This window comes from Chryseobacterium sp. MYb264, from assembly GCF_035974275.1.
Lineage (GTDB): Bacteria > Bacteroidota > Bacteroidia > Flavobacteriales > Weeksellaceae > Chryseobacterium.
Genome location: NZ_CP142422.1, coordinates 1,609,278 through 1,632,191, shown reverse-complemented (window position 1 = coordinate 1,632,191; position 22,914 = coordinate 1,609,278). Strand labels below are relative to the sequence as shown.

General features: G+C 34.0%; 24 protein-coding genes and 1 pseudogene. 12 read left to right on the top strand and 13 right to left on the bottom strand.

The window, feature by feature from the left end; genetic code table 11:
- The first annotated feature begins 166 nt into the window (after positions 1–166).
- The 5 genes from VUJ46_RS07015 (at position 167) to VUJ46_RS06995 (ending at position 4,593) form a co-directional block, all read left to right on the top strand.
- On the top strand, positions 167–1,168 hold the full coding sequence (locus tag VUJ46_RS07015; protein ID WP_326984276.1) for an alcohol dehydrogenase catalytic domain-containing protein: 1,002 nt from the start codon (positions 167–169) through the stop codon (positions 1,166–1,168).
- A gap of 25 nt (positions 1,169–1,193) precedes the next feature.
- A complete protein-coding gene (locus VUJ46_RS07010; protein WP_326984275.1) occupies positions 1,194–1,790 on the top strand; it encodes a flavodoxin family protein in 597 nt (198 codons plus the stop codon).
- 3 nt (positions 1,791–1,793) lie between these two features.
- On the top strand, positions 1,794–2,057 hold the full coding sequence (locus tag VUJ46_RS07005; RefSeq protein ID WP_326984274.1) for a hypothetical protein: 264 nt from the start codon (positions 1,794–1,796) through the stop codon (positions 2,055–2,057).
- A 204-nt stretch (positions 2,058–2,261) separates the two neighbouring features.
- On the top strand, positions 2,262–3,017 hold the full coding sequence (locus VUJ46_RS07000; protein WP_326984273.1) for an SDR family NAD(P)-dependent oxidoreductase: 756 nt from the start codon (positions 2,262–2,264) through the stop codon (positions 3,015–3,017).
- A gap of 235 nt (positions 3,018–3,252) precedes the next feature.
- Positions 3,253–4,593: an IS5 family transposase gene (locus tag VUJ46_RS06995; protein ID WP_326981209.1), complete on the top strand. Its 1,341-nt coding sequence runs from the start codon at positions 3,253–3,255 to the stop codon at positions 4,591–4,593.
- 174 nt (positions 4,594–4,767) lie between these two features.
- On the opposite strand, the gene VUJ46_RS06990 is transcribed toward VUJ46_RS06995, so the two are convergent.
- From VUJ46_RS06990 to VUJ46_RS06980, 3 genes are all read right to left on the bottom strand, one after another.
- Positions 4,768–5,661, bottom strand: a complete 894-nt coding sequence (locus tag VUJ46_RS06990) for a helix-turn-helix domain-containing protein (RefSeq protein WP_326984272.1) — start codon at positions 5,659–5,661, stop codon at positions 4,768–4,770.
- 57 nt (positions 5,662–5,718) lie between these two features.
- On the bottom strand, positions 5,719–6,543 hold the full coding sequence (locus VUJ46_RS06985) for an SDR family NAD(P)-dependent oxidoreductase (RefSeq protein ID WP_326984271.1): 825 nt from the start codon (positions 6,541–6,543) through the stop codon (positions 5,719–5,721).
- Positions 6,544–7,147: 604 nt separating this feature from the next.
- The gene (locus VUJ46_RS06980; RefSeq protein ID WP_326984270.1) at positions 7,148–8,044 is read right to left on the bottom strand and encodes a helix-turn-helix domain-containing protein; all 897 of its coding nucleotides are present in this window, start codon (positions 8,042–8,044) and stop codon (positions 7,148–7,150) included.
- 160 nt (positions 8,045–8,204) lie between these two features.
- Here VUJ46_RS06980 and VUJ46_RS06975 point away from each other — a divergent pair, with 160 nt between their 5' ends.
- The 6 genes from VUJ46_RS06975 to VUJ46_RS06950 all read left to right on the top strand — a co-directional run bounded on the left by VUJ46_RS06975 (position 8,205) and on the right by VUJ46_RS06950 (position 12,073).
- Positions 8,205–8,966 (top strand): SDR family NAD(P)-dependent oxidoreductase, encoded by a 762-nt coding sequence (locus tag VUJ46_RS06975; RefSeq protein WP_326984269.1) that lies wholly within the window; start codon positions 8,205–8,207, stop codon positions 8,964–8,966.
- Positions 8,967–8,990: 24 nt separating this feature from the next.
- Complete coding sequence (locus tag VUJ46_RS06970) at positions 8,991–10,040, top strand: aldo/keto reductase (RefSeq protein ID WP_326984268.1); 1,050 nt, start codon at positions 8,991–8,993, stop codon at positions 10,038–10,040.
- A 16-nt stretch (positions 10,041–10,056) separates the two neighbouring features.
- Positions 10,057–10,896, top strand: a complete 840-nt coding sequence (locus tag VUJ46_RS06965) for an aldo/keto reductase (protein ID WP_326984267.1) — start codon at positions 10,057–10,059, stop codon at positions 10,894–10,896.
- Positions 10,897–10,906: 10 nt separating this feature from the next.
- On the top strand, positions 10,907–11,272 hold the full coding sequence (locus tag VUJ46_RS06960) for an aldo/keto reductase (RefSeq protein WP_326984266.1): 366 nt from the start codon (positions 10,907–10,909) through the stop codon (positions 11,270–11,272).
- Positions 11,220–11,750 (top strand): nitroreductase family protein, encoded by a 531-nt coding sequence (locus VUJ46_RS06955; protein WP_326985080.1) that lies wholly within the window; start codon positions 11,220–11,222, stop codon positions 11,748–11,750. The genes VUJ46_RS06960 and VUJ46_RS06955 overlap by 53 nt, the downstream gene beginning before the upstream one ends.
- A 158-nt stretch (positions 11,751–11,908) precedes the next feature.
- Entirely contained in the window at positions 11,909–12,073 is a 165-nt protein-coding gene (locus tag VUJ46_RS06950; protein ID WP_326984265.1) for a hypothetical protein, read from the top strand.
- Positions 12,074–12,614: 541 nt separating this feature from the next.
- Here VUJ46_RS06950 and VUJ46_RS06945 read toward each other — a convergent pair.
- The 5 genes and pseudogenes from VUJ46_RS06945 to VUJ46_RS06925 all read right to left on the bottom strand — a co-directional run bounded on the left by VUJ46_RS06945 (position 12,615) and on the right by VUJ46_RS06925 (position 17,059).
- Complete coding sequence (locus VUJ46_RS06945) at positions 12,615–13,583, bottom strand: NAD-dependent epimerase/dehydratase family protein (RefSeq protein ID WP_326984264.1); 969 nt, start codon at positions 13,581–13,583, stop codon at positions 12,615–12,617.
- A gap of 2 nt (positions 13,584–13,585) precedes the next feature.
- A complete protein-coding gene (locus tag VUJ46_RS06940; RefSeq protein ID WP_326985079.1) occupies positions 13,586–14,272 on the bottom strand; it encodes an SDR family NAD(P)-dependent oxidoreductase in 687 nt (228 codons plus the stop codon).
- Positions 14,244–15,584, bottom strand: coding sequence for an IS5 family transposase (locus tag VUJ46_RS06935; protein ID WP_326981209.1), 1,341 nt, complete (start codon positions 15,582–15,584; stop codon positions 14,244–14,246). The genes VUJ46_RS06940 and VUJ46_RS06935 overlap by 29 nt, the downstream gene beginning before the upstream one ends.
- 120 nt (positions 15,585–15,704) lie before the next feature.
- A pseudogene (locus VUJ46_RS06930) lies at positions 15,705–15,836 on the bottom strand (SDR family NAD(P)-dependent oxidoreductase); the annotation flags it as partial.
- Between the two features lie 131 nt (positions 15,837–15,967).
- On the bottom strand, positions 15,968–17,059 hold the full coding sequence (locus VUJ46_RS06925) for a helix-turn-helix domain-containing protein (RefSeq protein WP_326984263.1): 1,092 nt from the start codon (positions 17,057–17,059) through the stop codon (positions 15,968–15,970).
- A gap of 290 nt (positions 17,060–17,349) precedes the next feature.
- On the opposite strand from VUJ46_RS06925, the gene VUJ46_RS06920 reads away from it, so the two are divergent.
- Complete coding sequence (locus VUJ46_RS06920; protein ID WP_326984262.1) at positions 17,350–18,471, top strand: alkene reductase; 1,122 nt, start codon at positions 17,350–17,352, stop codon at positions 18,469–18,471.
- Positions 18,472–18,512: 41 nt separating this feature from the next.
- Here the strand turns inward: VUJ46_RS06920 and VUJ46_RS06915 are convergent, their stop codons facing one another.
- The 5 genes from VUJ46_RS06915 to VUJ46_RS06895 form a co-directional block, all read right to left on the bottom strand.
- Positions 18,513–19,361 (bottom strand): AraC family transcriptional regulator, encoded by an 849-nt coding sequence (locus VUJ46_RS06915; RefSeq protein ID WP_326984261.1) that lies wholly within the window; start codon positions 19,359–19,361, stop codon positions 18,513–18,515.
- A 371-nt stretch (positions 19,362–19,732) separates the two neighbouring features.
- Positions 19,733–20,146 (bottom strand): nuclear transport factor 2 family protein, encoded by a 414-nt coding sequence (locus VUJ46_RS06910; RefSeq protein WP_326984260.1) that lies wholly within the window; start codon positions 20,144–20,146, stop codon positions 19,733–19,735.
- Between the two features lie 4 nt (positions 20,147–20,150).
- The gene (locus VUJ46_RS06905; RefSeq protein WP_326985078.1) at positions 20,151–20,678 is read right to left on the bottom strand and encodes a TetR/AcrR family transcriptional regulator; all 528 of its coding nucleotides are present in this window, start codon (positions 20,676–20,678) and stop codon (positions 20,151–20,153) included.
- 213 nt (positions 20,679–20,891) lie between these two features.
- Positions 20,892–21,935, bottom strand: a complete 1,044-nt coding sequence (locus tag VUJ46_RS06900; RefSeq protein ID WP_326984259.1) for an alpha/beta hydrolase — start codon at positions 21,933–21,935, stop codon at positions 20,892–20,894.
- A 121-nt stretch (positions 21,936–22,056) separates the two neighbouring features.
- Positions 22,057–22,914, bottom strand: coding sequence for a helix-turn-helix domain-containing protein (locus tag VUJ46_RS06895; RefSeq protein ID WP_326984258.1), 858 nt, complete (start codon positions 22,912–22,914; stop codon positions 22,057–22,059).

Here is a 22,914-nt window from a genome sequence, read left to right as displayed (position 1 = left end):
TATTCTTTGAATTTCTTAAGTATTCATTTGAGTATTATTAACTGTCCGTTTGTTCTTCGGGTTAATTTTGTACTGTAAATTTTTCTCGATAAAATAGTAGATAATATTTGTCTTTAAAAGCTATTCAAGGAGAAAAATTGTTCAAATAACTTAATAAAAAAGTCATATGAAAGCAGTTTATTCAACAGGGCCTGGTGATCAACTCGATTTGGTAGAAATACCAATTCCTCAACCAAGAGAAGGTGAAGTTGTTGTAAAGTTAAAAGCAGCTGGAGTAAATAGAAGAGATTTGCTTATTTCAAAAGGTAGCTATGTTAATCTTAAATATCCTATTGTTTTAGGTTCTGACGGTTCAGGAATTATTGAAATCATTGGAGAAAATGTAGATGGTGTACATATAGGTGATGAAGTTATTATTAATCCTGCCATCAATTGGGGCGATAATCAAAATTTCCCTAGCACCGAATACAGAATTCTAGGGTTACCAGATAATGGAACATATGCGGAATATGTAGTTGTTCCAGCTTCTGCAATTTATAGTAAACCGTTATATTTAAATTTTGAGCAAGCCGCAGCAATTCCTTTGAGTGGTCTGACAGGTTATAGAGCTTTGATTAGTAGAGGTAAAGCTTGTGAAGGTCAAAAAGTGTTAATCACAGGTATAGGTGGTGCTGTTGCTCAATTCATGTTACAATTTGCATTAGCTATTGGAACGGAAGTATATTTCACTTCAGGAGATAAGGATAAAATCACTAAAGCAATTGATTTAGGCGCTTCAGGAGGAGTAATGTACAAGGAAGATGATTGGGATAAGCAATTATTAGAATTAGCAGGTGGATTTGATGTCATTATTGATACCGCAGCAGGAAAAGATTTTGAAAAACTTTTTGACATTGCTAATCCAGGAGCGAACATTGTTTTGTTTGGAGCTACTGCTGGTCCAATTCCTCAAATTTTACCTCAAAAAATTTATTTAAAACAACTTAACATATTAGGAACTAGTATGGGTAGCGACATTGATTTTATAGGAATGCTTGATTTGGTCAATAAACACAAATTAATTCCGGTTATAGATGAAGTTCTGCCTTTGAAAGATGCACAATCAGCTCTTGATAAACTTAGTTCAAGCTCCCAGTTCGGAAAAATAGTTTTATCAATTAATCATTAAATATTTAAATATAAATAAGTAAAAAATGGCAACAGTATCAATTATTTACTTTTCAGGTTTTGGTCATACAGCAAAACTTGCAGAATCAGTAGAAAAAGGAACAAATTCGGTTGAAGGAACAGTTACAAACTTAATCTCAATTGACGGTAAAGACATTATTGAAGGGAAGTATCATAACGAAGAAGTTTTAAAAATTTTAGATGAAAGTGATGCCATCATTTTTGGAAGTCCAACATATATGGGTGGAGTATCATCACAATTCAAAGCATTTGCTGATGCTACAGTAAAAGCTTGGGGCGGACAAACTTGGAGAAATAAACTTGCTGCAGGTTTTACTGTATCAGGGGCATTAAGTGGAGATAAATTACATACCTTACAATACTTCAATCATTTTGCAATGCAGCACGGTATGATCTGGATAAGCTTGGGAGAACTTCCTCAGCAAGAAAACGGTCTTAATCACGTTGGAAGCTGGATGGTTGCTATGGCTCAGGCATTAAATGCAGATGCTTCAGTTACTCCAAATGAAGATGATAAACGTACTGCGGAAGTTCTTGGAAGAAGAGTAGCTCTTTTTGCGAACCAAACAAAATTTGTTGATAGAGAACCGGTAAATTCTTAAATTATGAAAACGGTACTAGTTAATATCGTAGTTTTTGCAAATAAAATCGAAAATCTACAAGAGTTATTACCAAAGGAATTTGCTGCTGTAGAACAGTGGAAGAAGGAGGACGTAATTGAACATCTATTTATGAAGGAAGACAAAGATGGGGTAATTCTGATCTTAAAACATGTTGATATTGAAAAAGCAAAAGAGTTAGTTTCTAAGTTGCCTTTATTTCCTTATTTCGAAAAAATTGAATATACTTCACTAGAGAAGCAGTTCTAAAAATCAACATAATTTAACCTTTACTGAAAGTGGCGGTTTTGTCATTTAATAAAAATAAATGATAAAAAAAATATGATTATTGCCACAAGAGGCAAGTTAGGTTCGCTTGCTATATAGTTTTAAAAGAAAAAACTAAACCGGAAATGTCATTAATCTGATTCGTGATCAAAAAGATGAGCTATAATACAAAATATAAATTTAAAAATGAAAATAATCTTAATTACTGGTGTAAGCCAGAGACAGGGTATAGGTTTTGCTGTTGCAAAGCATTTAGGCTTAGAAGGCCATAATATTATAATTTCAGCAAGAAATCTTGAACAGGCAGAAAATCTTGCTCAGGAATTAAAGCAGGATGGAGTTAATGTAACTTCAGTAAAAATCGATCTTTTAGATCTTGACAGTATTAGAAAAGCTACCAAGTTCATTGAAGAAAAGTTTCAAAAAATTGATATCCTTATTAATAATGCTGCTTTAATGTTAAATTCATCTGCAAAGTTTATTGATAAAGATATGGATGAACTTAACATTGAATTTCAAACAAATGTTACCGGAACTTGGTATGTAACTCAACAATTTTATCCCCTTCTTGTAGCCAGTGGTGAAGGTCGTATTGTTAATATATCGAGTGGGGCAGGATCATTTGCAGATCCGGACTTTGGTATTGTTAACTTTCCGGGTGCGGGGCTTAGTCAAATTACCTTTGATTATCCTTTACCAGCTTACGGTCTGACAAAATTGGCTTTGAATGGATTGACTATAAAAATGGCGAAAGAATTTAAGAATGATAATGTTCTTGTTAATGCTGTTTGTCCAGGAATGACAGCTACACGACCGGGTGCTGCTGATTTTGGTGCCAGACCGGTTGAGGAATGTGTGGATGGTATTGTATGGGCAGCAACTTTGCCAAAAGACGGTCCAAGTGGTCAATTTTTTAGAGATCGTAAAGTTCTGCCATGGTAAATTAAATAACAGTCCTTTTTGGTGGATTTTCTTGCTCCAATGAAGCAGGGTTTATGACACTATGAATGATGGTTTTGGCGCGTAACATATAATTTTACAGGGATTTAAGCTATTTAGTCATTCCTTAAAAACCAAGTAATATTTTGATTATCAGTTTTTATGCACTTATATTTCGTAAAAAATCGTTGTAAAAAATTGCAATAAATTGTATTTTTAGGATATAAAAAGTGGCAAAATGTTAGGCAAAATAAGAGAGGATTTACAGCAGAATTTATTCAAGACCAGGCTTACGGAGCTTATTAATATGGAGCATCCGGTGGTAAAATTAGCTGGGGAGATTTCCTGGGATAAAATGGAGTCAGAGTTTGAGAAATTATTTTCAGAAAACGGAAGACCTTCTATTGCTATCCGTAAAATAGCAGGAATGCTTTTGCTCAAGGAAATGTTTAAAGAAAGTGATGAAAGTGTAATAGAGAGATGGATTGAGAATGCGTATTGGCAATATTTTACCGGAGAAACCTTTTTCCAGACAGAGCAGCCTTTCGATCCGAGCAATTTTGTACACTTCAGAAAAAGAATTGGAGATAAGGGTTTGGAATTTCTTTTGGGACAAAGCGTTTCTCTCCATCCCAAAGCCAAAACAGAAGATGAAGTTCAGGTAGATACGACGGTTCAGGAGAAGAACATTACCTTTCCTACCGATGCCAAATTAGCAAAAAAAGTAATCGACAATTGTAGAAAAATAGCAGAAAAAGAGAGCGTTGTACAAAGACAAAGCTACAGAAGAGTGAGCAAACAATTATTGCGGGACGCTTTTTTTGGACATCATCCCAGAAGACAGAAGAAGGCAAAAATGGCGAGGAAAAAGCTCAGGACGATTGGTAAAAGAGTTCTTCGGGAATTGGAAAGAAAACTTCCTAAAGATGTTTTGAAAGGCTACGAAGACGTTTTTAAAATTTACCTTAAAGCACTCACCCAAGAACGTACCACGAAAGATAAAATTTACAGTCTTCACGAGCCACAAGTTGCGTGTATTGCGAAAGGAAAATCGGGAAAAGCATACGAGTTTGGGACAAAAGTAGCAGTAGTAAGAGGTCGGAAAACAGGGATCATCAGCTCGGTAAAGAGATTTTCTGGCAATCCTCACGATAGTAAAACTCTTGAAGAATCATTGGCACAGAGTGAGAGGGTAAGAAAATCCGTTGGCGGAACAAGACCTACGAAAGCCACTACAGACAGAGGATTTAAAGGAATCAAAGAAGTGGAAGGAACAGCAATTTTGCTTCCCGCAAAAAAAGAAAAAACAAAATATGGGCAACAAGTAGCCAGATTAAGATTCCGGGCAAGAGCAGCCATAGAACCTTGTATCTCTCATTTAAAAAGAAACCACTCCTTAGGATTAAACTTCCTGAAAGGAGTGGCTGGAGATATTAATAATGCATTATTAGCAGGGATTGGATACAATTTGAAGATGAGATTGAATCAAATCAAACAACAAATTCTTCTTTGGCTCGAACTTGTTCTCCGAATCTTTTTAGGCAAATATAATTTTCAAAGTCAAAAAACAGCTTTTTAAGGAGCGACTATTTAATTTAGTTTGAATCCTTTTTAAATATATAAGGAATACGTAAAATAAAACACAAGCAATAGCTATTTTTGATAGATTGTTAAATGATAAAACAATTTTGTCAAACGATCATCAAATTCATAAAAGGGTAACAAAGCTACCGCATATACCCTATAGATTATTTTAATTCAAAATATTGTTTTTGTATTCATTTGGAGAACTTCCAACTTCTTTTTTAAAGAGCTTTGAAAAATAAGCCGGATTTTCATATCCTAAAGAAAATGATATTTCCGAAATGGTTAATTGCCCTTCCTTTAAAAGATTTTTAGCTTTTGACATTAGATAAAGATGAATCAGTTCTAATGCAGTTTTTCCGGTTTCTTGCTTTAAAAGGTCACTTAGATATCTTGAAGAAAGGTTTAATTGATTGGAAAGATAACGTACCGATGGCAGTCCTAATTCTTTTACCATATCATTTTTGAAATAGGTATCCAAAGCAGAATTAAATTTTGTTGCTGTAATGCTATTTATCTGTTTTCTATTAATAAACTGTCTTGTGTAAAAACGTTGAGCATATTTTAGCATCGTTTCAATATGCGCTAAAATAATTTCTTTGCTGTATGTATCGACGTTATTGAAGTATTCTTTTTCAATATGTGAAAAAAGATTCCAGATGGTTTCTTCCTCGAGAGGCGTTAGATAAAGTGCTTCATTAACCTCGTAGTCAAAGTAGCTATATTTTTCAATTTTATTATAGAGCCCGGTGCCTGCTAAAAAATCCTCGTGGATAAGAATCAAAAATCCTTTTTCCTGTAATTGTACATTCTGGAAAATCATTTTCTGTCTTGGTTTTACAAATGACATTGATCCAGAATCATGATCGTATATAGTCCTTCCATAGGAAACACTGCCTGATTTTAATTTTCTAAAACCAATAATGTAAAAATCTGCCGTGAAATCAATTTCAATTCCGGGACAGCTATTTTCATCACATTTCAGAATGCTAAATAGAGGATTTTCAGGAGCCTTATATCCTAACTCTAAATGTAGTTTACTAATTTTTTCAAAATGACTCATAATCATCAAATAAAGTATCGTGAACCTGCAATAGAGCAGATCCACGATTATTAATAGTTAGTTTCCGTGTGCAGGGACCGAGATATGTTGCCAATCTTCCCATGTTTTCAAACGTTCTTCATAAGTCGTCTTGAACCAAGGTAATGCTGCTTTTCCAAGAATAAGTCTTAATGGTGGTTCTTCAGCGTCAACAAGTGTTAGAATAGCCTTTGCTGTGGCTTGAGGGTCTCCTACATCTTCGGTTCTGGCTCCTTGTCTTGCACCTATTGTTTGACGTACATTATCATAAATCGGTAATGGTGTGCTCTGTGCAAATGAGGATACGCTGAAATCTGTTGCAAATCCGTTAGGTTCAAGAATGGTTACTTTAATACCTTGATTCTTAACTTCTAATGCTAGAGTTTCATTTAAACCTTCAACAGCAAACTTTGAAGCACTGTAAATACCCATTGTCGGTAAAACAGCAGTTCCTAAGGCACTTGAAACCTGAATCAAGTGGCCAAAACCTTGCTCTCTCATAATGGGTAGTATTGCCTGTGTAACCCAAATTAACCCAAATAAATTAGTTTCAATCTGTGCTCTAACTTCACTTTCTGTTAGTTCTTCAATGGCGCCAATATGACCATATCCTGCATTGTTAATTAACACATCAATTTTACCAAAATATGATTTTGCTTCCTTTACAACCTTAAAACAAGATTCTCTGTCTGTGATATCCAGTTTAACTACTTTTAGGGTGGATGGATATTCTGCAGATAAATCATTTAGTGATTCTAAGTTTCTTACTGCTGCAATAACATTATCGCCACGTTTTAAAAATGCTTCGGTCCATATTTTTCCTAACCCACGGGATGCACCCGTAATAAAAATTGTCTTTGACATTGTATTTTATTTTAAATCTTTAATGCAAAGTTCCGTAATGCTGGTACAATTGATATGATATAAAAGTAAGGAAAAATATAACAAAAGTCAGAATTTGCTAATTGTTGGATTTTAGATTCAAAATATTTTAATTTCAATTGGTTACTAAGCTTTATTGACTCTGAATTTCAAATATAGAAACTAGTTATAAGTGTAACAAGCAATTATTATTCTGGCTAAGAATGGAGTTCAGGCAAATGAAAAGGAAGCTAAAATTATACTAGAATTGTTATATTTAGTATCAAAAAGTCATAATAAACCAAAAGAGAAAAAAACTAGAACCTTAATGGGATTTCAGACCGCGTTTCAATGCCGATGAGATCTTTAATGCAGCACTTTTAGGCTGCGTATTTTAGATAGGTTAAAGATTTCAAGTGAAAAAAATCAAACCATAAATGTCAAGATGTAACGGTTTGATAAATAATATGTTATGCCTATGAGAAAATATACAATTAATAAATCGTTATCTCCTTAAGCCCATAGGACTCTGGCTCAAATCATTTATTAGAAGAGATTGATAATATTTTGAAGGTGTTAGAAAGTATTCTTTTTTGAATTAAACGTGCTAAACCTTCATCCGGTATTCCTGTGGTGTTCTTCCTGTCTTCTGCTTGAATAATTTTGAAAAATGGGAAGGATTTTTAAACCCTAATTCATATGCAATTTCACTTAATGATTTAGCGGGATCGGCGACTTTGCTTTTTGCCAGATTAATGATGGAATTTTGAATATATTCATGGGCAGTTTTGCCCGTTTCTTTTTTGATCAGATCACCAAAATAATTGGGCGATAGGAATAGTTCTGATGCACAATAATTTACAGAGGGAAGTCCTAATTCAGATGGTAAATCGGATTGATAATAATTTCGTAGTAACTCTTCAAACTTTTCAAGAATACCGTAGTTCATCTTCTCTCTAGTGATAAACTGACGGTCGTAAAAACGGATACAATAACTTAATAACAATTCGATGGCAGAGATTATTACGCGCTTGCTGTGCTGGTCAATTGGTCTCTCAATTTCTGATTTTATCCTTGCAAAGCAATCCAGAATATCTGTCTGTTCATTTTCGGACATATATAATGCTTCCTTCATTGCATAGTTGAAAAAAGTATATTCGTGAAAATTTTTGAGCAGTGATGTTCTGTGCAGAAAATCTGGATGGAACGCCAGAGCATAGCCTTTAGGCTGATTTAATTCTTCAGTTTCCTCCAAGCGTATAACCTGTCCGGGTGAAAAAAATAAAAGGGCGCCTTCATTATAATCGTACGAACTTCTACCGTATTCAATTTCACCGCAATATTTGTCTTTAAAAACAATGATATATAGACCCACATTTAGCTGGCTGTAGTTATTCAACGGACCCTCGGATAGATCTACAATACTCACTAAAGGATTAACCGTAGTTTGTCCACCGTATTTATTGTAACTGTCCACCGTATCAAAATTCACTATTCTGTTCATTGCATTTTTATTTACCTAAAGCAAATTTATCCAAATAATTCTGATCCAAATATGGTATCTCAGCTAATTCCGTAAAATGTAACAGTATCTCCGTAATTGGTATAAGCTGCTCTGTATTCAAGCTGGTAATTTTGTATAGACAAAAGATTAAATTTTAATAATGGAAATATCATTCAAAAATAAAGTAGCATTGGTTACTGGTGCAGCATCAGGATTAGGTTTAGAAACAGCCAAACAATTTGCTCAATCAGGAGCTTCCGTTGCCCTGTCTGATTTTAATAAAGAGGCATTGAATGAAGCTGTGAAATCGCTTTATGACCAAGGTTACGACGTTATCGGTATCAAATGTGATGTTAGCAACGAATTTGAAGTAAAAAAACTGGTAGAACAAGTTGTTCAAAAATTTGGAAAGTTGGATGTTGCTTACAACAATGCAGGGATGCATGTTGCCGTTGCTGAAACAGCCGATGCTTCATCAGAAGATTTCGACAGAGCCATCGCAGTGAACCTGAAAGGTATTTGGCTTTGCATGAAATATGAATTGCAGATCATGCGCCAACAAGGTTTTGGATCTATCGTCAATTGCTCTTCGCAAAGTGGTATTGTGGGCACTGCCGACTTAGGAGCTTACACTGCTGCCAAGCACGGAGTAGTAGGTTTAACCAAGGCAACTGCCCTGGAATATGCATCTAAAGGAATTCGAGTGAACTGTATTTGCCCAGGAACTACAGACACACCAATGGTTGCCAATGCCGTTGCCGATCACCCTGAACATATGGATGCTATTATTAGTGGTATACCAAGAGGTAGAATGGGAAAAGCAGAAGAACTGGCTTCAACTGTACTGTGGTTATCAAGTGAAGCTGCTGGTTTTATGGTAGGGCAAGCAGTAGTTCCAGATGGAGGTTACACAATTAAATAATCACCAATTACAAAATATAAAAATATGTCAAACAGAAGAGATTTTATCAAAAAGGCAGGTTTGGCCTCAGGTGCTTTAGCGGTATCAGGCTTAGCTTCTGCAGGATCAATGTTAAATAATAACGTCATGAATAATGAAAATCAAAACGCCAGCATAGCAACTGCTAAAAGTCCTACAATTAAACTAAACAATGGGGTAGAGATGCCTGTACTTGGAGTAGGTTCATTTGCATTGCCCACTATTCAGGCAGCTGATGATGTTGCTTTCGCTTTAAAAAATGGTTATCGCTTGGTGGATACAGCTACCAATTACGGAAACGAAAAAGAAGTAGGGGAAGGTATTAAACGAAGTGGAGTAAAACGTTCTGAATTATTTGTCACCACAAAGCTATGGATGGAGGACTATGGCTACGATAATGCCTTAAATGCTTTCAATAATAGCCTGAATCTATTGGGATTGGATTATTTGGATTTATATATTCTCCATTGGCCAATGCCTACGGATTTCGAAAAAACGGTACAGGCTTATAAGGCGTTGGAAAAATTATATGCCGATAAAAAAATTCGTGCTATTGGTGTTAGCAATTTTACTCCGGAACATCTCGAAAACCTAATGAAGGAAACTTCGGTTGTACCAGCAGTCAATCAGGTAGAACTTCATCCATATCTTATTCAAAAGGAATTGAGAGAATTCCATAAAAAACACGGTATTGTTACAGAATCATGGGGGCCGATTGGAGGTGAGTTAGCTAATAGTGCAAGTAATCCGGCAACTCCAATAAGACTCTTGCAAGATTATACTATCGTCAAGTTGGCAGAAAAGTATAAAAAAGTAACGGCACAGATTGTACTCCGCTGGCATATTCAAAATGGTTTAATTGCCATTCCTAAGTCTCAGCATTACGAACGTTTATTATACAACATTGACATCTTTGATTTCGAGCTAAGTGCTGACGATATGGCGGCAATCGACAATTTAAATAAAAACTTACATGGTGGTCCACTACCTAATCTTTTCGATATACCAGCCTTCAAAAAACTGATTGCTGGAAGGAAAACGAAAATACAAGGATAAAATAAAACAAAGAATAATGGAATTTATAAAATTAAATAATGGTGTAGAAATGCCAGTGCTGGGTTTTGGTGTTTACCAAATGAATGACCTGGCCGAATGTGAGAAAAGCGTAGAAGAAGCTATTAAAGCAGGGTACCGCCTGATTGATACTGCTTCAAAATACGGAAATGAAGAAGCCGTTGGAAAGGGTATTAAAAACAGCGGAGTGGCTCGTGAAGAACTTTTCATTACGACTAAACTTTGGCTGCAGGATGCCGGATATGAAAATACAAAAAAGGCCTTTGAACTTTCGCTTAAGAATTTAGGGTTGGACTATTTAGACCTTTATCTGATCCACCAACCTTTTAACGACGTTTATGGCTCTTGGAGGGCTATGGAAGAACTCTACAAAGAGGGTAAAATTCGTGCAATTGGCGTGAGCAATTTCCGCCTGGACAGAGTGATGGATTTTATGCTGTACAATGAAATTAAACCAGCCATTAACCAGATTGAAACGCACCCTTTCAATCAGCAGATTGAGAACAATCAATTTCTAATCGAAAATGACATACTTCACCAATCCTGGTCACCGTTTGGTCAGGGCGTGCTGAACGTATTTGATAATGATATACTAAAAAACATTGCTGCTAAATACAACAAATCGGTAGCACAGGTAGTCTTGCGTTGGCTTATTCAGAGAGGTATCGTGGTCATTCCAAAATCTGTTCACTTGGAGCGTATCAAAGAAAATATCAATGTCTTTAACTTCAAATTGGACGATGCCGATATGGACACAATAAAATCTATCGACACAGGAAAAAGTACCTTTAAAAATCATACAGACCCAGAAGTGGTAAAATGGTTCAGTGAATTATAAAGATAGAAATATGCAGTTTAGAAAATTAAGAGATTTAAAGGTAAGTGCTGTGGGTTATGACTGTATGGGTTTAAGCCATGTTTATGGTTCGTTACCTGAGAAAGATAGTATAGATCTAATCCGTTATTCCTTTGATCAGGGATGCAGCTTTTTTGATTCTGCAGAAGTATATGGTAATGGTTATAATGAAATTTTGTTGGGCAAGGCCGTAAAAGATATCCGAAAGGATGTGGTGATTGCCACCAAGTTTTATATCAAAAAGGACGAAACTCTTATTTCAAGAGAAGCTTTATTGCAACGCATCAAAAAACACTTGGAAAAATATCGAGCAGGCTCCGGTACTATTACTTTGGGTCGCAGCTCTATCCAGAAGTAATACTATTGCTAAACAAGCAGGCGGTAATGCAGAAATTCACGATTATCTGGCAACTGTAGATGCAACTTTGGCAGCGCAGAATGCTGCTATAGCAGCTGAATCAATGGGGCTTGGTTTTGTTTACATAGGTGCTATGCGTAATCAGTCAAGGGAAATAGAAGAACTGATTGGCTTACCAGATTATAGCTATGTCACTTTTGGAATGGTCGTAGGTAAACCTGATCTGAGTCATTTAAGTGCAATAAGACCTAGACCTAACCAAAAAGTAGTCCTGCATTATAATAACTATGATACTGTTAATTCATTAGAGGCATTAGATACCTATGAAGAATCATTTCAGCAATTCAGAAAAGAACAAAAAATGAAAGACAAAAAGTGGAAAAAAGATGTTGCATATACTGCTAATAGCTTAGATTATATGCACGAGAGACAAAATCTTCGTATTACAGTAGAGGAAAAAGGATTTAAACTAAAGTAATTCTCTAAAGTATATACTAAATTTTGAAAATAAAAATTTAGCGGTTTGTACAATCGTAAAATTCTTATCAAGTTAAAATTAAATTTTTAGAGGTATTATACTTAAATGTACAACCTCTTAGTTAAAAATATTGAATTAAAAAATAGTTTGATAGATGTATGGATGACGAATATTTATTAAGTAATTTCAAGAAAATTTCTACAAAACAAGCTTTGAAAATATTGCTTGATAATGATATAGAAGTAGATGAAGAAGAATTAGATAAGATACTTGATTTTTTACATTTATTAGTCAAAATTACTTTAAAAGAATTTTTATCGTAATTTTCTTTTACATTTTCTCCCTTTTGATGGTACTTTGAGGATTGTTTGAATCCTGTCTTGTTGACAAAAAAACAGCATTATTTTAAAATGAATATTGCTGTTTTTTTTTTTTTTTTTTTTGTAAAATATTGACAATCAGCCTTTTGAATGATTGGTAACCAAAAGGCTTTATTGTTGAAAATTATAACATCAAACCATTTTGAAAAGTTTGTATGTTGCAGTAAAACAGATAGTTATATATTTGAAAAACCGACAAAGAAGCGAAAAAGCTTCAAATGTCGGTCTTGTGAACTTAACAGGACTCTATCAAAACCATTTATTAGCAGATATTGATAATATTTTGAAGGTGTTAAATGGTATTTAAGTTATAAATATAAACTCAATGCTAAAAGACCACAGAAAAAATCTCTGTTTTATTAATAATATTGCTTGGAATTCTATTGAGATTAAGTACGTGTATTGTTGGTATAAAATATTGAGTCAATGATAAATTTTAGAATGTCTAACTTAATAAGCAATTTTCGTCTGAGTTACATGATATTTAACTTTTATTTCTCCTAAAATAATTAACAGCTTCCCATATTGAGCGATCAATAGATTGATAATTCATTTTCAAATCATTTGTAGATTTTTCATTGCTAAAATAATTATTGATACAAAGTATCTTCATATTTACACTGCTGATGCTGGTTTTAATATTCAGTATTCGAAGAAGATCGCCAAAATACCCAATGGGAATTAAAATGTGTTTTGGTATTTTTATCATTAAAGGCTTTTGATTGGTAATGAGATTTAATCGTTTAAAGAAAGTACTGTAGCTTAAATTTTCGTTGCAAATTAGATATCTTTCACCACTTTTTCCTAAATAAATACTTTTGATTATAGCGTTAGATACATCTTTCACAGCCACAAAATTTTTCCCTCCCGGTGGATAGAAAACAATTTTCTTTTTCCAGCCCATTAGGATAATTTTTCCTGAACTCGGTTTGCTGTCATACTTACCAAGCATAAATGTAGGATTAAGGATGATCGTTTTAATACCATTAGAATTATTGAGAAGAAATTGTTCGGCTTCCCATTTGCTTTGCGCATAAAACGATTTTGTAAAAGGAGATTTCATTGGAAGCTTTTCATTTCCTAAATCAGTTTCCGAACCGTAACCCATCGTATTTGCAGAGCTTACAAATATAAATTTCTTTATTCCAGCCATCTTACAGGTTGAAAACAAATGTTTTGTTGCATCCACATTTAGTTTGCTGTAATCGCTTAATCTGAGTAAATTCTGATTGGTCTCTGCTGCAATATGAATAAATACACTTATATCTGTAAGATATGGAGTAATATCATCGAGTAAATTACCCTGAATCAAATGCAAGTTAGGATGTTTTAGTTCGGTAAATTTTGATATATCTCGCACCAAGGCTGTAACGTGAAAGTCTTGTTGAAGCAAATCTTCAGCTAAATTTGTACCGAGTAAGCCTGTTAAACCTGTTATAAATATTTTTTGCATTCTTATTGTACTTCACGTTTTATTGCATTAGTCATTAAAGGCAGTCTAATCCATATCGGCAGAATGTGCAATAACAGCCAACTTAAAGGGTTCACAACAATCACGGTATCTCTTTTTAACACTCTTTTTATACACTTTCGAGCTACTTTGTCGGGATCTAATAAGGTGAGTTTGCCTAAAATTCCCTGCTGTTCAATTCTTTTACTCACTTCAGGATTCGTAGCCATAGCTCCAGGATTTACGACACTCACAAAAACATTCGTGTCTTTTAATTCCTGATATAATCCTCTTGAAAAAGAATGTACAAATGCCTTTGATGCGGGATAAACGGTTTTATAACCAATCGGTGATAAAGCGGCAAGACTTGATACATTTAAAATGTACGCCTTGCTTTGCTTTTTAAGATTGGGCAATAGTTGATGCGTCAATAGGGACGTTGCTACAACATTCAGCTGAATAATTTTTTCAATATAAGTTACCGTTGTGTCTTCAAATTTTTTCGTTCCGCCAATTCCTGCATTATTTACAAGGATAGAAACATTATAGTTTTCATTGATCCAATTTGAGGTTGAAAGCACATTTTCTGTTATGCTTAAATCAGTTTCTTTAAAAACGACCTGCACTCCAAATTCCTTGTGCAAATTTTTACTTAGTCGCTCCTTAAAAAGCTGTTTTTTGACTTTGAAAATTATATTTGCCTAAAAAGATTCGGAGAACAAGTTCGAGCCAAAGAAGAATTTGTTGTTTGATTTGATTCAATCTCATCTTCAAATTGTATCCAATCCCTGCTAATAATGCATTATTAATATCTCCAGCCACTCCTTTCAGGAAGTTTAATCCTAAGGAGTGGTTTCTTTTTAAATGAGAGATACAAGGTTCTATGGCTGCTCTTGCCCGGAATCTTAATCTGGCTACTTGTTGCCCATATTTTGTTTTTTCTTTTTTTGCGGGAAGCAAAATTGCTGTTCCTTCCACTTCTTTGATTCCTTTAAATCCTCTGTCTGTAGTGGCTTTCGTAGGTCTTGTTCCGCCAACGGATTTTCTTACCCTCTCACTCTGTGCCAATGATTCTTCAAGAGTTTTACTATCGTGAGGATTGCCAGAAAATCTCTTTACCGAGCTGATGATCCCTGTTTTCCGACCTCTTACTACTGCTACTTTTGTCCCAAACTCGTATGCTTTTCCCGATTTTCCTTTCGCAATACACGCAACTTGTGGCTCGTGAAGACTGTAAATTTTATCTTTCGTGGTACGTTCTTGGGTGAGTGCTTTAAGGTAAATTTTAAAAACGTCTTCGTAGCCTTTCAAAACATCTTTAGGAAGTTTTCTTTCCAATTCCCGAAGAACTCTTTTACCAATCGTCCTGAGCTTTTTCCTCGCCATTTTTGCCTTCTTCTGTCTTCTGGGATGATGTCCAAAAAAAGCGTCCCGCAATAATTGTTTGCTCACTCTTCTGTAGCTTTGTCTTTGTACAACGCTCTCTTTTTCTGCTATTTTTCTACAATTGTCGATTACTTTTTTTGCTAATTTGGCATCGGTAGGAAAGGTAATGTTCTTCTCCTGAACCGTCGTATCTACCTGAACTTCATCTTCTGTTTTGGCTTTGGGATGGAGAGAAACGCTTTGTCCCAAAAGAAATTCCAAACCCTTATCTCCAATTCTTTTTCTGAAGTGTACAAAATTGCTCGGATCGAAAGGCTGCTCTGTCTGGAAAAAGGTTTCTCCGGTAAAATATTGCCAATACGCATTCTCAATCCATCTCTCTATTACACTTTCATCACTTTCTTTAAACATTTCCTTGAGCAAAAGCATTCCTGCTATTTTACGGATAGCAATAGAAGGTCTTCCGTTTTCTGAAAATAATTTCTCAAACTCTGACTCCATTTTATCCCAGGAAATCTCCCCAGCTAATTTTACCACCGGATGCTCCATATTAATAAGCTCCGTAAGCCTGGTCTTGAATAAATTCTGCTGTAAATCCTCTCTTATTTTGCCTAACATTTTGCCACTTTTTATATCCTAAAAATACAATTTATTGCAATTTTTTACAACGATTTTTTACGAAATATAAGTGCATAAAAACTGATAATCAAAATATTACTTGGTTTTTAAGGAATGACTACTTAATTCTCCCAGATCCTGATTAGGCAAACTTATTAAGATTAAATTAATTCCCTTTTTTGCCAATTCTTTTGCAAAAGATTTTCCTAGCCCTTGGCTAGCTCCAGTGACTACCGCATATGAATTATTCATTGTAATATCTGTCTATATTTTTAGACAAAAGTAAATCGGTAGCTATAGTGATATGCTCCAATGGATAGAATAGAACATATAGTGTGGGTTTTTTATAATGATCTTTAAATCAGAATGTTGTTAGTTCTGTTTTATAAGTTGGAACGAATTTTTCGATACTCTGTGGGTGTATAGGATGTGATTTTTTTAAAAGTTGTATTAAATGCGGTTTTAGAATTGAACCCAGCTTCATAACCGATCGCTATAATTGTATAATGAGAATATTCGGGGCTTGTTAATAATTCCTGAGCTTTTTCCACTTTGTATTTATTAATAAACTGAAAAAAGTTTTCGTTAAAACCATTATTTATAATATATGAGAGTTGATGTGTGGATAAAGATAGTTTGTCTGCAAGTTTTACCAGATTTAATTCACTGTCCAAATAGGGTTTTTCAGAATCCATCAGATGAAGCAGCTTCTCTTTTAAAATTTCCAGATCTGTAGCACTTATAAGGTCTTTACTTTTTTGGGTTTCAACTTCTGAATTATCATTCTCTACAATCTCAGTTATATCCAATTTCTTAGGATAAATTTCTCCTCGTTTGATGGAATAATAGGCAATCATATAGACTACTGCTAAAAAGCAGATATTCACATAAATATTCAAAGATTTAGGATCAATGAAAGTGCCATATAAAGCAGATAGGATGATCGCGCCAATAATGATATAGATTATATTCTTGATCCAGTTTAAATCTACCGATTCCTTATTTGAAACAAATGACTCAATATTGTTCTGATGCTTTAGTACAGTAATATATGATAATATCGTATGGTACAACGCATTACCAATAATTAGTGTAAGGTTTAGAGTTTTTGAAAAGTTGCTGTCAAAAGAGGTGCGATAAAGTAATGAAAGAAGATATAGCGGAGGTAATAAAAATAATCCCAAATCTCTTTTCCCAAATTTGTATGATGGGTTTGTATAATATTTTATACTGATGTAAAAAAGATTGGGAGCTAAAAATTGTATGAAATTTTTAACTACTATGAATAATGTATTGTTAATAAATTCTTGAGAATCAAATGCTTCGTCTAACCAGAATGTTGACCAAACTAATAAAAATAATCCAAAGTAAAAATTTCCTTTTTTATTGGTGTTCAATGGGTTAATTAGCAGAATGAATGCTAATAGTAATATTCCTCCTGATATTAAAAATGATAAGATATAATTCAGACTCATTTTACTGTTAATTTAATTTCTTCTCTTTTGAAATTATAAGATAGAGCGAAGGAAATAAACTTGCCAAAACTGTTCTTCAAACGCAGCTAAATTTTTAGACTTCCTCTCACAATAGCTTTGTTAGAATTCCTTCAAACGAACTTACAAAAATTCGTGGACTAATTAAGAATTAGTTGGGTAAATTCTAAACAAAAAATAAATTTACTTTATGAAATTTTCGTACAAATAAATGAAACTATTTTACATAATTAAGCGATTTGTCTCTCCTAATTTTGTTAAAAAATAATTTTATGTTATTCGATAAATTTAATTTGAAAGAAACAGTTTTGGAAAACAGAATTGTAATGGCACCAATGACGCGTACCCGTTCTAAAAATGGTATTATGACAACAATGAACGCCGAATACTACAAACAAAGAGCATCTGTAGGATTAATTATTACCGAAGGAACTTCTATCTCTGAAACATCAATGGGATATCTCTACGTTCCGGGTTTATATAATGCGGCGCAAAGAGAGAGCTGGAAGCAAGTAACGGAGGGTGTTCATTCCGTTGGTGGAAAAATATTCACGCAGTTATGGCACGTTGGGAGAGTTTCACATATTTCAAATCAGCCTAATCATTTTCAGCCTGTTGCTCCTTCAGCAATTCTTGCCAAAGACAGTACAGCGTGGGGAATTGAAGATGGTGTTGAAGGTAGAGTACAGGTAAGCGAACCAAGAGCACTTGTAACATCAGAAATCTCAGAAATCATCGAAGATTACATCAAGTCTGCTAAAAATGCAATAGATGCTGGATTTGACGGTATTGAAATTCACGCGGCGAATGGTTATTTAATTGATCAGTTTTTAAATCCGGATACCAATCTTCGTACGGATCAATATGGTGGATCGGTTGAGAATCGTGCTCGATTCGTTCTTGAAGTTATTGATGCTATTTCAGAAGCCATTGGAGCAGATAAAATTGGTATTCGATTTTCGCCTTATGGAACACAACACGATATGTCTTTGTTTGATGGAATAAATGAACTTTACGAATATATCGCTAAAGAGATTTCTAAGCATGAAATTGCATACGTTCATCTTCACGATCAGGGAACTTTACACAATGATCATTTTGATTTTATCAAAAAGTTCAGAAATTGGTACAACGGGAATATCATATTCGCAGGATTTTTGACAAAAGAAAAAGCAGAAGATTTAATTAAAGAAAATCTTGCAGATCTTGTGGCTTTTGGTCGCCCTTTAATTTCAAATCCGGATCTTGTTCACAGACTAAAAAACAATCTTCCGTTGACACCTCCCGACCGTGATACTTTTTATGGTTTTTCTGCTGAGGGTTATGTTGATTATAAGATTTTTGATGAACTCAGCAAGCAGCAGCAATCGGAATTGTATAATCAACCTGTATAAAAATATGGATGAGAAATTTTTCTCATCCATATTTTTTCTTATTAATTAGAGTTTACTGTTTCTTTAATATGATCTTTCGGTGATTTGCCTTTGATCTTTTTAAAGGTTTTCGAAAGATGACTCACATCGGTAAAGCCAAATTCTTCTGCGATTTGCTTAAGTTTAAGACCTCCGATTTCTAATCTTTTTTCTATGAGTGCCACTCGATAAGTGTCCAGATATTCCTGGTAAGAAATATTAAAATGACGTTTGAAATAGTTGCTAAAATAAGTAGGTGAAATATTGAAACATAATGACACTGCTTTTACACTAAGTTTGTCTCTATTATAAATGTTTTCGTGAATAAATGAAATCAATTTTTCAAAATTCAGTTCCTGCTTAAATAAACCTTCACCTCGGTCTTTGATAATTTCTTTTATCATTCCGAAGATGCTTAAAATCTGATAATAAGCAATCGGTGAATTACTGATATTTTTATGTTTGCTGTAAACAACCAGATTATTGATCGTTGATTTCAGAATATGATTACAGGGCTCTTTGATGCAAATCTTCACTTCTTTCAGCCATTTCATTTCCATCAAAATTTCCGGAGAACCTATTTTGAATTCGTCAGGCGCAAGATGCTTTTTACTTTCAAAATAAGCTTCAGTAAATTTGATATATGTAAAATGAGTCATATCTTCCATCTCAAATGAATGAAATTCACCGGGAGCAACTAGAAATAAGTCTCCATCCTGATAGGGAATAGTGTCATCATTTAGATAATGCACTCCTTTCCCTGAATTGATATAGACCAACTCATAATAAGTATGTGAATGATGAGAAGAGGTCTCACACAAACCTTCAATCTCCTCAATCATCAATGGTTCAAATTGATTTAAAATTTTCATATAATGAAATATTGATACAAAAATATGAAATAATTGTACAATATTTCAAGTAGAATTGATAAAATGTATTTGATTTAAGTCCTTGCTTTATAATTTATTTATAAAGTAAGAATCAAAGATTAATATTAAAATTAAGTAACTATATATTTCAGCGCACCAAATAAAAAATATGAAAATTCCAGATCCTTAATTTAATCTGTAATATATATAAAAGTAGCACGGATGTTTTACTTAATACTTGTAACTGTTATGTTTAAGTCTGTCATCAGCTAAAATATATTGCAGTTTTAATTTGTTCTTTTGTTTATAAATAAAAATAGGATTAGCAACTGGGACAAATCCCTTTTCTGCAAATCCTCTTTTAATTTCAATTATTTAAACTTTCGATCTTCCTCGTTGATTGCTAAATCGTTGATGCTTGCATATCTTTTCATCATTAAACCATTTTCATCAAATTCCCAATTTTCATTTCCATAAGATCTAAACCAATTGCCCTCTTGAGTCATATATTCATATTCGAATCTTACGGCAATACGGTTTTCTGTGTGAGCCCAATATTCTTTTTTAAGCTTATAGTTTAGTTCCTTTTTCCATTTAGTGCTAAGAAATTCTACAATTTCTTCCCTACCGTTTACGAATTTATCTCGATTTCTCCATTCACTGTCAATTGTGTAAGCTTTGGATATTTTTTCAGGGTCCTGAGAGTTCCAGGCATCTTCTGCAAATTGTATTTTCTGTAATGCAGTTTCTAATGTAAACGGTGGTAGTGGGTGTTTCTGTTCCATTTTTTTAATATATTAAATTGTTAATAATTGTTTTTGATTTTTCTATTAATTGATTTGATTTAAACATTTGACTTTCAATGATAGAGCTCTCAAAAAGCATGTAAATGTGATCTGAAATATCTTCATCTTTGATAAGTGATAAAAAAAAACTTCGAAGATCCTTTTTGTGTTGCTGAATTGCTTTCAGAATTTTAATATTATCATTTGGAATTTCAGATAAGATATTCAGGAAGCTGCATCCTCTGAAATTTTCCTTAGAATTCATAAATATTAAAAAGTCAAATGATGAAATTATTTTTGACTTTATATCTTCTTTAGCGCTAATGAAATTATTCAGTTCATTAAACCAATAGGTATGTCTCGCATCTAGGAAAGCAACGCATAAATCTTCTTTGGATTTAAAATGTTGATAAAAACTTGCCTTGGCAACGTTTGCTTCAGAAATAATTTGATTAACTCCTGTGGAATTATATCCTTGATTTGCAAATAAAATAAGGGTTGTTTCTATAATTCTTTCTCTTGGTGATAGCATAATTTTATTTTGATGAGACAAAAGTACAACTTTAATTCGAACATAGACAGACTTGTCTGTTTTTTTTATTTTTATTTATCAAGTGCGCTGTTTTAAGAGTCAAGGCTTCATACAGTAATTCTTGAAGATTTTATTCTGGATTCATACCATATTAATCCAGTAAATAACCTTGAGAAAATCTAATTCTCTCAAGATCATTAGAATTAACTGAAGTTATTTTGAAAAAAGTACTTTTTTAAGAGCGTTAGCCGCATCCAGAACTGATTCTTGTACAGCAGGAATGTGAGCCAGAGGATTTAACATTCCGTAATCATGGATGAAACCTTTGTATTCTGTAAGAGTTACCGGAACTCCTGCGTCATCCAGTTTTCTTCCGTAAGCCACACCTTCGTCGTGCAAAATATCATTTTCGGCAACCTGAACTAAAGCAGGAGGTAAACCTTTTAATTCTTCCAAAGAAGCTTTCAGTGGAGAAGCGTACTTATTATTTCGTTCTTTTAAATCAGGAAGATAATTATCCCACATCCATTTCATCAATGGGGTTGTTAAAAATCTTTCCTGAGCATATTTAGTATAAGAAGCTCTGCTGAAATCTGAATCTGTAACTGGCCACAAAATCACTTGCTGTTTTAGTTCAGGTCCTTTTTTATCTTTCGCCATCAATGCAACCACAGCTGCCATATTTCCACCCACACTATTTCCTGCAACAGCAAGTCTACTACTGTCAACACCAATTTCTCTTCCGTGTTCAGAAACCCATTTGGTTGCTGCATAAGCCTGATTGATGGCAACAGGAAATCTAGCTTCTGGAGATGGTGTATAATCAGGGAAAACTGCGACAGCGCCACTATTTACCACCAAGTCACGAACCAGTCTTTTATGAGTAGGATAATCTCCCAAAACCCAACCGCCACCGTGAAAGAACATAAACACAGGAAGTCCTGCTTTTGCGTCTTTTGGTTTTATAATGTGGATTTTTACTGTTTGTCCGTCTTGAGTAATGGTTCTTTCAGATTCTTCAATGTCAGAATAATCGAAGTTTACAGATTTTTGAGCACCTACTAAAACCAATCTTGCATCTTTTGGGGCTAAGGTTTCCAATGGTTTTCCGTCTCCACTGTTCAGAGCTTTTAAAAATTCTCTGGTTTCTCTGCCAATATTCGAGTCTTGAGATGCGGGATTGGACTGTGCAATAATGTTAGAATTGAAGATTGCGAATGAAGCTAATGTTAATGCTTTTAAATAGATAGTTTTCATAATCCTTTTTTTAGATTGTTATTTTTTGATGAGACAAAGGTATGCCACATAGCTAGTCTAAATAAAGATTAAAAAGTCGATAAAAATTGTACTTTTTTCCTTTTATTGGAAAGTATTTGAATCAAGCCTTAATTTCTTTCCTGAAAACCGCCGGAGTTTTCCCAGATTTTTGCGCAAACATCCGATTGAAATACGCTGGGTCTTCATATCCTAATTGATAGGCAATTTCTTTGATGCTTAACTCACTGTAAAGTAATAATCTCTTTGCCTCTAGAATAATTCTGTTCTTGATCATCTCATTCGGATTTTCAAGATTGAGTTTATGAAATTTATTGGAAAGCGTTTTAGGAGCCAGATTCAGAAGGTCTGCATAATCAGCTACGCTGTGCTTTTCTTTGTAATGAATATCTACGAGACGGCTGAAATTTCGGAAAAAATCCTGTTCAGCATTGATGAGATTAAGCTCTTCAGTCTGGAGATTTTGTTTTTTCCATTGCCTTGTAGCGCGAATAATGATTTGCTTTAGATAGGTTCTAATCATTTCTTCAGACGAACGGTCTTGAAAATTTAGTTCATCATTGATTTGATTAAATAATTGCGACACCGTTTTCAGCTCGTCTTCCAGCAAATCTACCTTTGGAATTTCAAAAATATTATTGAATAAAAGTCCGTCACAAGCCACTTCTTCATCGTGAATCTGAATACAGTAAAAATCTCTGTTGTAATGAATCAAAAAAGCATCATCGTTAGTTCCTGTCTCAATATCAAGATGTTGATTGGTATTAATGAAAAACAAAGCTGGAGTTTTAGTTTCATAAACATTGAAATCTACTGTCAAAGAATAACCTGCAGGAACAAATAAAACTTTAATGTAAGGTCTAAATGTTTCTCCATTCACAAAATCCAAAGTTTCGGAATTAAAAGAAATCAAACCTAGTTTTTTGTGATGCGATTCGAAAGTTTTTATAGAGTTTTTCAT

What these genes read in the sequence shown, in the direction of transcription:
- VUJ46_RS07015 (WP_326984276.1), top strand. Translation starts at nt 167, where the DNA reads ATGAAAGCAGTTTATTCAACAGGGCCTGGTGATCAACTCGATTTGGTA.
- VUJ46_RS07010 (WP_326984275.1), top strand. Translation starts at nt 1,194, where the DNA reads ATGGCAACAGTATCAATTATTTACTTTTCAGGTTTTGGTCATACAGCA.
- VUJ46_RS07005 (WP_326984274.1), top strand. Translation starts at nt 1,794, where the DNA reads ATGAAAACGGTACTAGTTAATATCGTAGTTTTTGCAAATAAAATCGAA.
- VUJ46_RS07000 (WP_326984273.1), top strand. Translation starts at nt 2,262, where the DNA reads ATGAAAATAATCTTAATTACTGGTGTAAGCCAGAGACAGGGTATAGGT.
- VUJ46_RS06995 (WP_326981209.1), top strand. Translation starts at nt 3,253, where the DNA reads ATGTTAGGCAAAATAAGAGAGGATTTACAGCAGAATTTATTCAAGACC.
- VUJ46_RS06990 (WP_326984272.1), bottom strand. Translation starts at nt 5,661, where the DNA reads ATGAGTCATTTTGAAAAAATTAGTAAACTACATTTAGAGTTAGGATAT.
- VUJ46_RS06985 (WP_326984271.1), bottom strand. Translation starts at nt 6,543, where the DNA reads ATGTCAAAGACAATTTTTATTACGGGTGCATCCCGTGGGTTAGGAAAA.
- VUJ46_RS06980 (WP_326984270.1), bottom strand. Translation starts at nt 8,044, where the DNA reads ATGAACAGAATAGTGAATTTTGATACGGTGGACAGTTACAATAAATAC.
- VUJ46_RS06975 (WP_326984269.1), top strand. Translation starts at nt 8,205, where the DNA reads ATGGAAATATCATTCAAAAATAAAGTAGCATTGGTTACTGGTGCAGCA.
- VUJ46_RS06970 (WP_326984268.1), top strand. Translation starts at nt 8,991, where the DNA reads ATGTCAAACAGAAGAGATTTTATCAAAAAGGCAGGTTTGGCCTCAGGT.
- VUJ46_RS06965 (WP_326984267.1), top strand. Translation starts at nt 10,057, where the DNA reads ATGGAATTTATAAAATTAAATAATGGTGTAGAAATGCCAGTGCTGGGT.
- VUJ46_RS06960 (WP_326984266.1), top strand. Translation starts at nt 10,907, where the DNA reads ATGCAGTTTAGAAAATTAAGAGATTTAAAGGTAAGTGCTGTGGGTTAT.
- VUJ46_RS06950 (WP_326984265.1), top strand. Translation starts at nt 11,909, where the DNA reads ATGGATGACGAATATTTATTAAGTAATTTCAAGAAAATTTCTACAAAA.
- VUJ46_RS06945 (WP_326984264.1), bottom strand. Translation starts at nt 13,583, where the DNA reads ATGCAAAAAATATTTATAACAGGTTTAACAGGCTTACTCGGTACAAAT.
- VUJ46_RS06935 (WP_326981209.1), bottom strand. Translation starts at nt 15,584, where the DNA reads ATGTTAGGCAAAATAAGAGAGGATTTACAGCAGAATTTATTCAAGACC.
- VUJ46_RS06925 (WP_326984263.1), bottom strand. Translation starts at nt 17,059, where the DNA reads ATGAGTCTGAATTATATCTTATCATTTTTAATATCAGGAGGAATATTA.
- VUJ46_RS06920 (WP_326984262.1), top strand. Translation starts at nt 17,350, where the DNA reads ATGTTATTCGATAAATTTAATTTGAAAGAAACAGTTTTGGAAAACAGA.
- VUJ46_RS06915 (WP_326984261.1), bottom strand. Translation starts at nt 19,361, where the DNA reads ATGAAAATTTTAAATCAATTTGAACCATTGATGATTGAGGAGATTGAA.
- VUJ46_RS06910 (WP_326984260.1), bottom strand. Translation starts at nt 20,146, where the DNA reads ATGGAACAGAAACACCCACTACCACCGTTTACATTAGAAACTGCATTA.
- VUJ46_RS06905 (WP_326985078.1), bottom strand. Translation starts at nt 20,678, where the DNA reads ATGCTATCACCAAGAGAAAGAATTATAGAAACAACCCTTATTTTATTT.
- VUJ46_RS06900 (WP_326984259.1), bottom strand. Translation starts at nt 21,935, where the DNA reads ATGAAAACTATCTATTTAAAAGCATTAACATTAGCTTCATTCGCAATC.
- VUJ46_RS06895 (WP_326984258.1), bottom strand. Translation starts at nt 22,914, where the DNA reads ATGAAAAACTCTATAAAAACTTTCGAATCGCATCACAAAAAACTAGGT.